Here is a 12,878-nt window from a genome sequence, read left to right as displayed (position 1 = left end):
GTGCGTCGTGCGGGGCGGTGCGCCTCAGGCGCGGCGGACGCCTGCGACCCAGGCGCCGAGCACGGCGACCGATCGCAGGTCGTGCGGCTCGGCCGCGCGGGGGTCGCGGTCGAGCCAGACCAGGTCGGGAGCGGCGCCGACGACGAGTTCGCCGCGGGTAGACTCCGCGAAGGCCTGGCGGGCGACACCGGAGGAGTAGGCCTCCAGCGCGTCGGACAGCGCGATGCGCTCGGCGGGGGTCCATCCCGCTTCGGGCGATCGCGCCGCGGTCTGCCGGGTGACCGCGGTGGCGATCCCCGGCCGCCAGTCGTTGTCGCTGACCGGCCAGTCGCTGCCGAAGGAGATGTGGGCGGTCTCCTGCAGCGTGCGGATGGGGTATTGCAGCTGCTCGCGCTCGGGCCCCAGGCGGGGAAGCGTGAGGTCGAGCATCATCGGGTCGAGCTGCGCCCACAGCGGCTCGAAGTTCGCGGTGACGCCGAGTGCGGCGAAGCGCGGCAGGTCGGCGGGATCGGCGAGCTGCACATGCGCGACCACCGGGCGGCGGTCACGCGGGCCGTTGGCCTGCTCCACGTGCTCGAAGACGTCGAGGGCGGTGCGGCAGGCCGCGTCGCCGATGGCGTGCAGGTGGAGCTGGAAGCCGAGGCGGTCGAAGGTCGCTGCGGCCTCGGCCAGCTGCGCCGAGTCCCAGTTCGGGAGGCCGCGGTCGCCCGGGATGTCCGTGTAGTCGGCGAGCATGGCCGCGGTGTGGTTCTCGACGACACCGTCGACGAAGACCTTCACGGTGGCCGCGGTCAGCAGCGGGTCGCCCAGCTCCTCGACCCGGCGGCGCGCCTCCACGAAGCCGGGCACCTGGTCGCGCCAGCGGAACGGGTCGGCCCGCAGCGCCAGGTTGACGCGGGTGGAGAGCAGGCCGTGCTCGGCGGCGGTGAGGTACGCCTCCACCTCGGCCGGTTCGACCCAGGCGTCCTGGATCCAGGTGACGCCGAGGGCGGCGTATTCGGCGGTCGCGAGCCGGATCGCCTCGACGCGGTCATCGTGGGAGCGGCCCGGCTCGACCGGCAGCAGCAGGTCGACGGCGCCCGGCTCCTGCAGGATGCCCAGCGGGGTCCCGTCCGCGCGGCGCGGGATTCGGCCGAGGGGAGGTTCCGGGGTGTCGGCGTCGATGTGCGCGCGGCGGAGCGCCTCGGAGTTGACCCACACGGTGTGGTAGTCCCAGGCCCGCAGCACCACGGGCCGGTCGGGCACCGCCTCGTCGAGCCAGCGGGCGTCGAACATCCCCTCAGGGGCGAGGGTGGCGTCGTAGCTGCCGCCGTAGATCCATTCCTGCTCGGGATGCGCGTCCGCCCACTCCGTGACACACGCGACGATCTCGGCGACGCTGCCGCACGACCGCACCTGCGGGCCCAGCTTCTCGAGGCCGCCCTGGAGGGGGTGCGCGTGCCCGTCGCCGAAGGCGGGGGCCAGCACGCCGCCGGCCAGGTCGACCACCTCGTCCGCGGTGCCCCGCAGCGCGAGGGCGTCGGGGCCGGTCGCGACGACCACCCCGTCGACGACGGCCGCGGCCTCCGACGACGACGCGTCCGCGCGGTAGCTCGAGAGGATCGTCCCGTTGACGAAGACGGTCGCGCCCATTGCACCTCCGAAGTCCGACGCCGCAAAATGAACGACGTTCTTTTATTTCGTCAGAGACTAGGGCACGATCCCCGTCAGGGGAAGAGCGGGACGCGAATTCGTCGGCCGGGCGGGCGTTAGGGTGTGATCGTGCCCGAGGCCCAGAACGACACCCGCGCCGATCGGCCGGCCCGTCGTGTCGGCCGGCCGACCACCACCGTGCTGACCCGCGACCTGATCGCGGAGGCGGCGCTTCGGCTGCTCGACGAGGGCGGCACCGAGGGCTTCACCATGTCCCGGCTGGCGCAGTCGCTGCGCGTGCGGCCGAGCGCCCTCTACAACCACGTGGACGGCAAGGAGGACGTGATCGCGGGCATCCGCGAGCTGATCAGCGACCGGATCGACGTGAGCGCGTTCGCCACCGAGCCGTGGGACCGCGCGATGCTGCACTGGGCCTACTCATACCGGGTCGCCTTCGCCGGGCACCCACCGACGATCGCCATGCTCGCGACGATGCCGTTGCGCGGCGCGATGCGCACGATGCGGATGTACGACGCGGTCGTCTCGGCGATGGTCGCGGCGGGCTGGCCGGAGGCGGAGGTGCTGCCAACGATCGTGGCGGTGGAGTCGTTCATCCTGGGCTCCGCACTCGACGCGGTGGCGCCGGGTGACATGTTCGACCCCGCCGGTGCGGAGGAGCAGGTGCCTGCCTTCGCTGCTGCATACCGGGCGCGGGCCGCAGCCGTGGGCGACGCGCCCCCCGCGGACGGCGCCTTCGCGATCGGGCTGCACGCCGTGCTCGACGGCCTCCGGGCGCGCTTCGCGTCGTTCGGAGGCTGACGCCCCGCCAGGCTGACGCCCCGGCGCCAGGTGCCGCCGGCGCCTACTCGGACTCGGTGTCCAGATCGTGTTCCAGCTCGTCCGCCGTCAGGCCGTGATGCGCCTCCGGGGTGCGGAACGGCGGCTCGGCCGCATCGTCGCGGACCGGGCTCCGCCCCTCGCCGACCCGGTCGGGGGCGTCGTCGGCACGGTGACGGCCGCGAATGCGCGGCGCGTCGGGGATCACGTCGACATCCACGTCGATGTCGTGCTCGCGCGGGTCCGCGTCGGCAGGCGGCTCGTGGGCGGGGAGGAAGGGCTCTGACATCGACATGGTCCAGAACCTAGCGGCTCGGACCGGCCGGCGGAACGGGTTGACGCATCCGCATCAAGCATCCAAGTGACGCGACACGCCGCCTGCGCGGGTGCGGAGACGGCGTGTCGTGACCATCGGATGGGGATGGCGGCGGGGATGGCGGTGGCGGTGCCGGCTAGACCGTGAACTCCACCGGGGCACCCAACGCGGCCACCGACGTCCCGAGACGCAGCGCGTACGTCCCCGGCTCGGTGCGCCAGGCGTGGTCGTCGACCGACCAGTGCTGCAGGCTCCGCGGCTCGACGGTGACCGTGGCGGTGACGGCCTCCCCCGGCCCGGCGTGCACGACGGCGTAGCCGGCCAGCCACAGCACGGGCCGCTCGATGTCGGAGTCGGAGACACGCGAGAGGTAGGCCTGCACGACCTGCTTGCCCGCACGCACGCCGACGTTGGTCACCGGGATGGTCGCCGTCAGGCCCTCGACGGCGGCCTCCCCGAGCGCCCACTCGGTGTACCCGAGACCGTGCCCGAACGGGATGGCCGGGGCCGGACCGCCGAGCTGCTCGCGCCGTACCCACTCGCGGTAGCCGACGTTCAGCTTCTCGTCGTAGAACAGCTTGCCGTCGACCGGCTCGACCTGCCACACCGGCACGTCGTCCTCGCTCGCGGCCCAGGTGGTCGGGATGCGGCCACCGGGTTCGCGGGCGCCGGTCAGGACGTCCGCCAGCGCGCCGCCCATCTCCTGCCCGGGGAACCAGGTCAGCAGGACGGCGGGCGCCTCGTCGAGCCACGGCAGGATGACCGGGCCGCCCGAGTTGACGACCACGACGGTGCGCGGGTTGACCGCGAGGACGCGCCGGACGAGCTCGTCCTGGCCGTCCGGGAGGCTCAGTCCGGCGCGGTCGAAGCCTTCCGACTCCAGCGTCTCCGTCGTGCCGACGACGACGATCGCGGTCTCGGACTCCGCGGCGAGCGCGACCGCCCGCTCCAGCTCGGCGGCGGGATCGGCGAAGGGCTCCTCGTAGCCGAAGGTGAACATGACGGCGGCGAGCCCGGCCTGCATCTGCGGTCGGTGCTCGAGCCGCAGCTCGACGGTCTGGCCCGCCGTCAGCGCGACCGGGAACGACTGCTTCGGCGGGTTGAGGAACGCCATGAACGGGTCCGTGCCCTCGGGGAAGAACAGGCCGTCGCTCTTGAGCTCGCCGTCCACCTCGAAGCGGAACAGGCCGAGGCCGGCGAAGCCGACCGCGTACTCGCCGTCCTCCGGGGCGGTGAAGGTCGCGGTCGCCTCGACCACGGCGGTCTCGCCGAGCACCGGGTCGCCGAGCCAGGTGAGCCGACCCGACAGCCGGTGCTCGTCGAGCACGACGCCGCCGTCGGCGTCGAGGAACCGCACGTGCACACCCGGTTCCCCAGTCACGGGGTCGACCGCGACGCGGGAATCGAACGGGAGCACGCTCTCGGTCGACTTCGCGCCCGGCGCGAAGCGCACGCGGTCGGAGCCGAAGGCCTCCTCGATCCCGTCGAGCGGCGTGACGACGTGCTGCGGGAAGACGGTGGCCGAACCGCCGCCCTGGCTGCGCGCGACCCGGGCGTGCTGACCGACGACCGCGATCGAGCCGGCACCGGTGGAGGTACCGGTGGAGTCGAGCGGCAGGAGGCCGCCCTCGTTGCGCACCAGCACCATCCCGTCGGCCGCGGCCTCGCGCAGCAGCGCGTCCACGCTCTCCTGCGGCCACGGCTCGGCGAGCGGCGTCGCCGCCTCCACGCCGTCGAGGGCGCCCAGCCGGCCGGCGAGACGCAGGATGCGGCGCACCTTCCCGTCCACGTCGCTCTCGGCGACGGAGCCGGCACGCACCGCCTCCACCAGGGCATCGCCCCACACGCCCTGCGGGCCGGGCATCGCGAGGTCCTGCGACGACACGGCCGCTGCGACGGTATCGCGCACGCCCATCCAGTCGGAGACGACGACCCCGTCGAAGCCCCACTCCTCCTTCAGGGGAGAGCGCAGCAGCTCGTTCTCGGTCATCGTGACGCCGTTGACGGAGTTGTACGACGACATGACCAGCCAGGCGCCGCCCTCGACGACCATCCGCTCGAACGGCGCCAGGTAGACCTCGCGCAGCGTGCGCTCGTCGACCTGCACGTCCACGGTCATGCGGTCGGTCTCGCTGTCGTTGGCGACGAAGTGCTTCGGCGTCGCGCCGACCCCGCCCGCCTGCACGCCCTGCACATAGGCCGTGCCGACGACGCCGGAGAGCCACGGGTCCTCGCTGAAGGCCTCGAAGTGGCGGCCTCCGCGCGGGGAGCGCTGGATGTTCACCGTCGGGCCGAGCGCGACGCCCACGCCCTTGCGGCGGGCTTCCGCGGCGATCAGCCGGCCGAGACGGTGGACGCGCTCGACGTCCCACGACGCGGCGAGCGCCGTCGGCGACGGCAGGTTGGCCGACGCGTCACGCTCGTCCCAGACCTGGCCGCGGATGCCCGCGGGGCCGTCGGAGACCACGATCGTGTCGAGCCCGATCTGCGGCTCGTCGTGCAGCGTCCAGAAGGACGCCCCGGTGAGCAGACGCACCTTCTGCTCGAGGGAGAGGGAGCCGAGGAGGCCGGCGATGACGTCCTCGGTGGTGATGGTGTCGGTCATGACGGGAGAGCTCCTAGCGGACGGACTTGATCGGGAGGACGGCGAACGCGCCGAGCAGCGCGATGACGATGCCGATGGGGAAGAGGGGCGTGTAGGCGCCACCGGCGAGGACGACGATGAGGCCGGCCAGCCCGGGGGCCAGGGTCTGCGGCAAGGTGGCTGCGATGTTGAGCACGCCGAGGTCCTTGGCGAAGTCGTTCTGCGACGGCAGGACCTCGCTCATCAGGGCGGTGTCGACCGACTGGTAGGCGCCGAAGCCGAGACCCGCGACGAACGAGAAGATCATCATGCCGGTGACGGTCGGCATGACCAGCGGGAACAGGAGCGAGATCGCCAGGATGATGCCGGCCACGATGACCACCGGCTTGCGTCGCCCGAGCTTGTCGGACAGCGGGCCGCCGATGAGGGTCGAGATGAGCGTGCCGGCGAGGCTGAGGATTCCGAGCAGCGGGACGATCGCGACCGCGCCGCCCTTGAGGCCGATGTAGTCCTGCAGGATGAACAGCTGGTATCCGGTGACCATGAAGTACCCGGCGAAGAGCAGCAGCCGGCCCAGGAAGCCCCAGAAGAAGTCGGGGTGCTTGATCGGGCTGACCCAGAACGTCTTCGCGAACGCCACGAAGTTGAAGGGCGCCTTCGGCTCGCCCTTGTTCGACTTGTCCGGGTTCAGCACGACGAAGAGCACGATCACGATCAGGGCGACACCGGCGAAGACCAGGTAGCCGGCCGGGATGGCGCTCGCGAACGCGGCGCCGGCGATCTGCCCGCCGAGGGCGCCGAGCATCAGGCCGAGGCCGCTGAGGGCGGCGAAGGTGCCTCGCACGGCGCTCGGGACGCGGTCCGGGAGGATGGCGCTCAGCGGGCCCTGCGCGAAGTTGTAGGCGACCTGGACGATGACCCAGGCGATCGTGATCTGGACCAGGGAGTTCGCGGCGCCCATCCCGAGGAGGGCGAGGCCGCCGATCAGGGTGCCCGCGACCATCCACGGTGCGCGGCGGCCGAACCGGCTGCGCGTGCGGTCGGAGATCGTTCCGGCCAGCGGCTGCGCGACCATCGCCGCGAAGGCTCCGATCGTGGCGATGATGCCGAGAGCGCCGGCCTTGGCCGTCGGGTCGTCCCCGACGATCCCCTGGACCTGCAACGGAAGGAGGATGCCCGGGACCGCGCCCCAGATGCTGAAGATCGCGAGGTTGGCGATCGACATCGACAGCATCAGCTTGAGCAGCTTGCCGCGCACCTTCACCTTGTCGGGGCGCTGGGCCGAGGTCGCCGTCGTCGGGGCGGCGGAGAAGGGCGAGCCGGCGGTGGTGAGCGTCGAGCCGAGTGCGGCGCTGTCCGGAACGCCGGTGAGGTTGGAGGGCACGGTCGGCTGGACCGGGCGGGGGCCCTCGGGGAGATCGTCAGACGTCGGTGTCACGGGGATGTCCTTTCAGAAGCAGGCCTCTTTGCGTGCTAACACGCGTAACCATAAGCCACCGACGACCCCAAATACAACCCATCGCTCGGTTTTGATTACACGCGTAACCTGCATTCGACCCGGATCTAGACTGAACCCAGCATGTTCACACCCCAGGTCGTCAAAGCGCCGACGAGCGCCGACGTGGCCCTCGCCGCCGGGGTCTCGCGCGCGACCGTCTCGTTCGTCCTGAACGACAAGCCGAACTCGCGCGTCTCCGACGACACCCGCCACCGCGTGCTCGAGGCCGCCCGCCTGCTCGGCTACACGCCCAACACGACGGCGCGCTCCCTCGCGAGCGGCGAGGCCGTCGCCGGGCTCGTCGTCGCCGCCTCCGCCGCCGACCACGGCGCGACCGTCGAGCGCACGCTGCAGCTGCTCCTGACGCGCACGGTCGACGACGGGACGGACGCCCTCCGGCACGCCGACGTCTCCGCCACCGGCGCCGAGGCCGCGCAGCTCTGGGCGAAGCTGCGCCCGGAGGCCGTGCTCGCCGAGGCCGCGCGCTGCGACGCCGAGGCCACCGAGGTGCTGCGCCTCGCGGGGGTCCGGGCGCTGATCGTGCACGGGGAGGCCCCGGTGCCCTACGCGCCGACCCTCGTCATCCCGCAACGACCCTTCGGCACCGCCGCCGTCGAGCACCTCGTCGCGCTCGGCCACCGCCGCATCGTCTTCCTGATGCCGACCGCCTCCTCCACGATGGCCGACGAGCGGCTCGCGGGAGCACGGGAGGCCGCCGACGCCGCCGGCGCGCAGCTCACCGTGACCCACGCGGCCAGCTCGGCCGCGACCGTGCGCGACTGGGCCCGCGGCCTGCGCTACGACACGGCGGCGCCGACCGGCGTCGCCGCCGCGCACGACGGCCTCGCCATCGCCGCGATCCGCGCGCTCACCGATGCCGGGCTGAGCGTCCCCGGCGACCTCTCGGTGATCGGCGCCGACGACCACGCGGCATCGGCGGACTTCATCCCGCGCCTGACGACGGTCGCGTTCGACGCCGACGAACTCGCCGCCGATCTCGTCGAGGCCTACGCGACCATGCGCTCGGGCGGCCGCGTCGAGCGGGTGGATGCTCCCGGCGTGAAGGTGATCCCCCGCGAGTCGACCGCCGCGCCGACCGCAGCCCCGTCGGCCTGAACCGACTCTCACCCGCTTCGGGCGAGTTTTCACCCCACGCCTCCCGTCTGCGCCGGGCCACGCATCGACGTGCACCTATGGTGGAGGGATGGGGACTCTCGCCTGGCTCAGCCTGGCGCTCGCGATCGTCTGCGCCTACCCGGCCTGGCGCTTCGTCCGGCGCGCCTGGCGCTTCCGTGCGCTCCCGACGGTCGTCGCCGTCATCACCACGCAGGTCGTCGCGCTGGTCGCCGTGTTCCTTCTGTCGGTCTTCGCTCCGCGCCCCGACCTCGGCGGCCTCGGCTGGTTCGCCATCGGACTCGCGGCATCCCTCTTCCCGCTCGCGCTGGGCGACGCCATCCAGAGCAGGCGCCTGCGCGCGGTCGCCGTCGCGCTGGCGGCCGTCGCCGGCCTGCTGACGGCCGGCATCGCCGTGCTCGCCGCGGCGCCCGCGTTCGCGACCGTGACCGTCGCCGGACGCCACATCCCCGTCACCGAGACGACCCTCGCCGAGGGCTACCAGATGGCGGTGCACATCCCGCCGACGGCCTCCGGGTTCTCCTCACGCGACGCGCACCTGTTCGTGCCGTCGGGGTGGATCCGCGACCCGTCCAGCACCCGGCCGATCGTCATCATGATGATGGGCCAGCCGGGCAACCCGACCCTGGGAGCCACCCTCGACGCCCTGCACTCGCTCGGCACCCAGCGTCTCGACGACGCCCCCTTCGTGCTGGTCGTCGACCAGATCGGGGCGATCGACAAGAATCCGCCCTGCAGCAACACGTCCGCCGGGCAGCTGGAGACCTTCCTGGCCCAGGATGTGCCCGACTGGGTGAGATCGGAGCTCCCGGTCTCCCACGATCGCGATGACTGGGCCGTCGCCGGCTTCTCGCACGGCGGCGAATGCGCGGCCTACCTCGGGGCCAAGCGCCCGGACCTCTGGGCCAACGTGATCGACATCTCCGGCCCCGACAAGCCCGGCGAGTACCGCTCGGACCGCACCCGCGCCAAGTACTACGACGACGACGAGGCCGAGTACGAGAAGTACTGGCCGGCCAACGTCCTGGCCTCGACCGACTACGCCGATCATCCGATGCGCGGGATCTTCGTCGCCGGTGCGGAGGACCCGCACTTCCGCCAGCAGGTCGAGGACACCGCGACGGCCGCGGAGAAGGCCGGATGGAAGGTCACCTACTGGGCGGTGCCCGGCGAGGGCCACTCGGGGCCGACGCTCACCAAGGGTCTCGCGACCGCCTACAACCAGCTCATCCCGCTCTGGCTGGAGTCGGGAGCGATCACCTCCGGCGACCGCTTCCTCTGCCAGGACGACCAGCCGAACCGCTCCTGCGGCGTGACCCAGGTGGCAGCGGTGGCCGGCACGGTCGCCATCGCCGATCTCTCGGTGCTCGCCGTGTTCCTCAGTGCGCAGCTGCTGCTCTTCTTCACGCGACGCCGAGTGGTCGAATAGTCCGCCGTCTCGCCTCTTCTCCCGCGACTTCTCGCCTTCTCACACGTGTGCCGTGAGTCCTGAAGGGATGTTCAGGAAGCGCATAGGCCGCTGAACGGGCGCGCATAAACCCCCTTCCTACGCTCGCAGCTGCCCCATCGGGCGGGCGTCACGGAAGGAATCACCCGAATGAAGCGGACTCTCGCGCGGATCAGGCCGCGCACCTGGATCATCACGGCGGCCGTCGTGGTCGCGGTCGTCGGGGGTGGGGCGGTCTACTGGTTCGGCTTCGCCCTCCCGGCACAGGCGACCGCCTCGCAGCCGGTCACCCGGACGGTGCAGGCGAGCACCCAGACCCTGCAGAAGACGGTCAGCGCCACCGGCACTCTGAGCCCCACGGTCTCGGAGGACGTCGACTTCGTGCCCTCGGGCACCGTCACCGCGGTGAACGTCACCGCGGGTGCGACGGTCGCCGCCGGCGACGTGCTCGCCACGGTCGACACCGTCTCGGCGAACGCGACCCTCCTGCAGGCCAAGTCCGACCTGGCATCGGCGCAGGCGAAGCTCTCCGACGCCGAGGACTCCTCCAGCGGCAGCACCGCCGACGAAGCGGCCATCGCCGCGGCCCAGGCGCAGGTCGCCTCCGCCCAGTCGTCGGTCGACTCCGCGCAGACGGCGCTCGACGGGACGACCCTGGTCGCGCCCGTCGCGGGTCTGGTGACCGCCGTGAACGTCGCGGTCGGGGACGCCGTGACCGGCACCTCGGGCAGTTCGAGCGGGTCCGGCTCGAGCGCATCGGGCTCCGGCGCGAGCTCGGGCGGCACCGGCGGGGCCGGCGGCACCGGATCGACCGGGAGCGGATCGGGCAGCACGTCCAGCAGCACCGCACAGTTCACCATCGTCGGCACCGGCTCGTGGGAGGTCGACCTCACCGTGAGCGCGTCCGACCTCGCATCGATCGCCAAGAACGACCAGGTGGAGCTCTCCACGACCGACAACGCCTCCTTCTTCGGCACGGTGAAGTCCATCGGCCAGCTGCCCTCCACCACCTCCGGCAGCGCCGCCTACCCTGTCGTCGTCTCGGTGACCGGCTCGCCCGAGAACCTCTACGACGGCGTGAGCGTCACCGCCGACATCGTCTACGAGCGCCGCACCGACGTCCTCACCGTCCCGAGCGCTGCGATCACGACGGCGAACGGGAAGTCGACGGTCACCAAGGTCGTCGACGGCGCGAACGTGACGACCGCGGTGACGGTGGGCGAGACCTCCGGCACCGTCACGGAGATCACCAAGGGCCTCAGCGAGGGCGACTCGGTGCTCGTCACCGTGTTCACCCCGGGTTCCGGTTCGAACTCCGGCGGCAGCGGGACCACCGGCGGCCAGACCGGCCAGCAGGGGCAGTTCCCCGGCGGCGGCGAGGGCTTCACGGGCGGCGGCGAAGGCGGCCAGTTCCCCGGCGGCGGCCCGAGCGGCCAGACGGGCCAGACCGGGAACGGGGGGAGCCGCAATGGCTGAGCCCGCCGTCATCGAGCATCCCGTCACCGACCACCCGGTCATCGAGCTCACCGGCGCCCGCAAGATGTACCGCAGCGGGAGCATCGAGTTCGAGGCCCTCCGCGGCATCGACCTGCTCATCCACGAAGGCGAGTACGTCGCCGTCATGGGCCCGTCCGGTTCGGGCAAGTCGACCATCATGAACGTGCTCGGCTGCCTCGACGTGCTCTCCGAGGGCGCGTACCGGCTGGGCGGGCAGGATGTCGAGGACCTCGACGAGACCGAGCTCGCGGCCATCCGCAACCAGCGCATCGGCTTCGTCTTCCAGCAGTTCAACCTCCTCCCCTCCCTCTCGGCACAGAAGAACGTCGAGCTGCCCCTGGTGTACGCCGGGGTGCCGGCCGAGGAGCGCCGCGAACGTTCGCGGGCCTCGCTCGAACGCGTCGGTCTCGGCGACCGCCTGCAGAACCGGCCGGGCGAGCTCTCCGGCGGCCAGCAGCAGCGCGTCGCGGTCGCCCGTGCCCTCGTCGGCGAGCCGACCCTGATCCTGGCGGACGAGCCGACGGGCAACCTCGACTCCGTCTCGACGGAAGACGTGCTCGCCCTCTTCGACGAACTCCACGAGGCCGGCCGCACGATCGTGCTGATCACCCACGAGCTGGAGGTCGCCGAGCGCGCCCGTCGCATCGTCCGGGTGCGCGACGGGCAGATCCTCCGCGACGAGGTGAATGCGGCATGAACTGGAACGAGACCCTCCACACCAGCTGGTCGGCCATCCGCGCCCACACCCTGCGCTCGGTGCTGACCGTGCTCGGCATCCTGATCGGGATCGCCGCGGTCATCCTCACCGTCGGCCTCGGCCTGGGCACGCAGAAGGACGTCAGCGCGCAGATCAGCGCCCTCGGCAGCAACCTCCTCATCGTCTCCCCCGGCAGCAGCACCGACTCCAGCGGGGTGCGCGGCGGCTTCGGCTCCGGCACCACCTTGACCCTCTCGGACGCCACCGCCCTGTCGTCGAAGGTGAACGCCCCCGACATCGCGGGCGTCGCTGCCGAGAAGTCCACTCAGACCTCCCTCGTCTACGGCGACACGAACTGGACGACGACGGTCACCGGCGTGACGAACTCGTGGCTGGAGGTGCGCTCGCGGACGGTCGCCCGCGGCGCCTTCTTCACGGCTGCTCAGCAGTCCTCGGGCGCGCGGGTCGTGGTGCTCGGCTCCGAGACCGCGCAGGAGCTGTTCGGCTCCGAGAACGTGGTCGGACAGTCGGTCACCATCGGCAGCACGACCTACAGCGTCATCGGCGTGCTCGCGTCCGCCGGCTCGGACACGTCGAGCAACCTCGACGACATCGCGATCGTGCCGATGACGACAGCCGCCGACGACGTGATCGGGACGAACACCTCCAGCGTCTCGACGATCTACATCCAGGCAGCGGACGCCGACCGGCTGAGCGCGGCCTATCAGGAGGCGCAGTCCGTCCTCCTCAACGCGCACGCCATCACCACCTCCGACGACGCCGACTTCACCATCAGCAGCCAGGATGCGCTCGTCAGCACGGCGACCTCGGTCTACCAGACGCTGACCGTGCTCCTCACCGGGATCGCGGCGCTGTCCCTGCTCGTCGGCGGCATCGGGGTGATGAACATCATGCTCGTCTCCGTCACCGAGCGCACCCGCGAGATCGGCCTGCGCAAGGCGATCGGCGCACCGCCGGCGGCGATCCGCACCCAGTTCCTGGTGGAGGCCGCCATCCTCGGCCTCACGGGAGGTGTGCTCGGCTCGGTGCTGGGCGTCGCGGCGGCGCTCGTGCTGCCCGTGCTGATCGGCAGCTCGGTGGTCATCTCCCCCGTCGCGCTCGTCCTCTCCATCGCCGTCTCCCTCGCCATCGGCCTGGTGTTCGGCGTCTACCCGGCCGCGCGCGCCGCGCGCCTCGCCCCGATCGATGCGCTCCGCTCCGAGTGAGCGCCCCTCC

General features: G+C 72.0%; 10 protein-coding genes. 6 read left to right on the top strand and 4 right to left on the bottom strand.

The genetic code is table 11. The features are described 5' to 3' along the window. Window positions 1-24: 24 nt before the first annotated feature. Window positions 25-1,632 (bottom strand): amidohydrolase, encoded by a 1,608-nt coding sequence (locus ACFVU2_RS06395; RefSeq protein ID WP_387872241.1) that lies wholly within the window; start codon window positions 1,630-1,632, stop codon window positions 25-27. 129 nt (window positions 1,633-1,761) lie between these two features. On the opposite strand from ACFVU2_RS06395, the gene ACFVU2_RS06390 reads away from it, so the two are divergent. After that, window positions 1,762-2,451, top strand: a complete 690-nt coding sequence (locus ACFVU2_RS06390) for a TetR/AcrR family transcriptional regulator C-terminal domain-containing protein (protein WP_387872239.1) — start codon at window positions 1,762-1,764, stop codon at window positions 2,449-2,451. 43 nt (window positions 2,452-2,494) lie between these two features. Here the strand turns inward: ACFVU2_RS06390 and ACFVU2_RS06385 are convergent, their stop codons facing one another. The 3 genes from ACFVU2_RS06385 to ACFVU2_RS06375 form a co-directional block, all read right to left on the bottom strand. Then, a complete protein-coding gene (locus ACFVU2_RS06385) occupies window positions 2,495-2,764 on the bottom strand; it encodes a hypothetical protein (RefSeq protein WP_387872237.1) in 270 nt (89 codons plus the stop codon). A 157-nt stretch (window positions 2,765-2,921) separates the two neighbouring features. Then, window positions 2,922-5,390, bottom strand: a complete 2,469-nt coding sequence (locus ACFVU2_RS06380; protein ID WP_387872235.1) for a glycoside hydrolase family 3 C-terminal domain-containing protein — start codon at window positions 5,388-5,390, stop codon at window positions 2,922-2,924. 13 nt (window positions 5,391-5,403) lie between these two features. Then, window positions 5,404-6,807, bottom strand: a complete 1,404-nt coding sequence (locus ACFVU2_RS06375) for an MFS transporter (RefSeq protein ID WP_387872233.1) — start codon at window positions 6,805-6,807, stop codon at window positions 5,404-5,406. A 141-nt stretch (window positions 6,808-6,948) separates the two neighbouring features. Between ACFVU2_RS06375 and ACFVU2_RS06370 the strand changes: the two genes are divergently transcribed. From ACFVU2_RS06370 to ACFVU2_RS06350, 5 genes are all read left to right on the top strand, one after another. Next, window positions 6,949-7,983, top strand: a complete 1,035-nt coding sequence (locus ACFVU2_RS06370; protein WP_387872231.1) for a LacI family DNA-binding transcriptional regulator — start codon at window positions 6,949-6,951, stop codon at window positions 7,981-7,983. Between the two features lie 88 nt (window positions 7,984-8,071). Beyond that, window positions 8,072-9,430, top strand: a complete 1,359-nt coding sequence (locus tag ACFVU2_RS06365) for an alpha/beta hydrolase (protein WP_387872230.1) — start codon at window positions 8,072-8,074, stop codon at window positions 9,428-9,430. Between the two features lie 168 nt (window positions 9,431-9,598). Then, entirely contained in the window at window positions 9,599-10,924 is a 1,326-nt protein-coding gene (locus ACFVU2_RS06360; protein ID WP_387872228.1) for an efflux RND transporter periplasmic adaptor subunit, read from the top strand. Further along, window positions 10,917-11,642 carry an ABC transporter ATP-binding protein gene (locus tag ACFVU2_RS06355; protein ID WP_387872226.1) on the top strand — a complete coding sequence of 242 codons (726 nt, stop codon included), beginning with the start codon at window positions 10,917-10,919 and terminating at the stop codon, window positions 11,640-11,642. Before ACFVU2_RS06360 ends, ACFVU2_RS06355 begins: the two co-directional genes overlap by 8 nt. Beyond that, the gene (locus tag ACFVU2_RS06350) at window positions 11,639-12,868 is read left to right on the top strand and encodes an ABC transporter permease (RefSeq protein WP_387872225.1); all 1,230 of its coding nucleotides are present in this window, start codon (window positions 11,639-11,641) and stop codon (window positions 12,866-12,868) included. Before ACFVU2_RS06355 ends, ACFVU2_RS06350 begins: the two co-directional genes overlap by 4 nt. Window positions 12,869-12,878 lie beyond the last annotated feature (10 nt).

It is taken from the genome of Leifsonia sp. NPDC058194 (assembly GCF_042883605.1).
GTDB lineage: Bacteria > Actinomycetota > Actinomycetes > Actinomycetales > Microbacteriaceae > Leifsonia.
This window is presented reverse-complemented; position numbering and strand designations above follow the sequence as displayed.

What these genes read in the sequence shown, in the direction of transcription:
- ACFVU2_RS06385 (WP_387872237.1), bottom strand. Translation starts at nt 2,764, where the DNA reads ATGTCGATGTCAGAGCCCTTCCTCCCCGCCCACGAGCCGCCTGCCGAC.
- ACFVU2_RS06360 (WP_387872228.1), top strand. Translation starts at nt 9,599, where the DNA reads ATGAAGCGGACTCTCGCGCGGATCAGGCCGCGCACCTGGATCATCACG.
- ACFVU2_RS06370 (WP_387872231.1), top strand. Translation starts at nt 6,949, where the DNA reads ATGTTCACACCCCAGGTCGTCAAAGCGCCGACGAGCGCCGACGTGGCC.
- ACFVU2_RS06395 (WP_387872241.1), bottom strand. Translation starts at nt 1,632, where the DNA reads ATGGGCGCGACCGTCTTCGTCAACGGGACGATCCTCTCGAGCTACCGC.
- ACFVU2_RS06350 (WP_387872225.1), top strand. Translation starts at nt 11,639, where the DNA reads ATGAACTGGAACGAGACCCTCCACACCAGCTGGTCGGCCATCCGCGCC.
- ACFVU2_RS06380 (WP_387872235.1), bottom strand. Translation starts at nt 5,390, where the DNA reads ATGACCGACACCATCACCACCGAGGACGTCATCGCCGGCCTCCTCGGC.
- ACFVU2_RS06355 (WP_387872226.1), top strand. Translation starts at nt 10,917, where the DNA reads ATGGCTGAGCCCGCCGTCATCGAGCATCCCGTCACCGACCACCCGGTC.
- ACFVU2_RS06365 (WP_387872230.1), top strand. Translation starts at nt 8,072, where the DNA reads ATGGGGACTCTCGCCTGGCTCAGCCTGGCGCTCGCGATCGTCTGCGCC.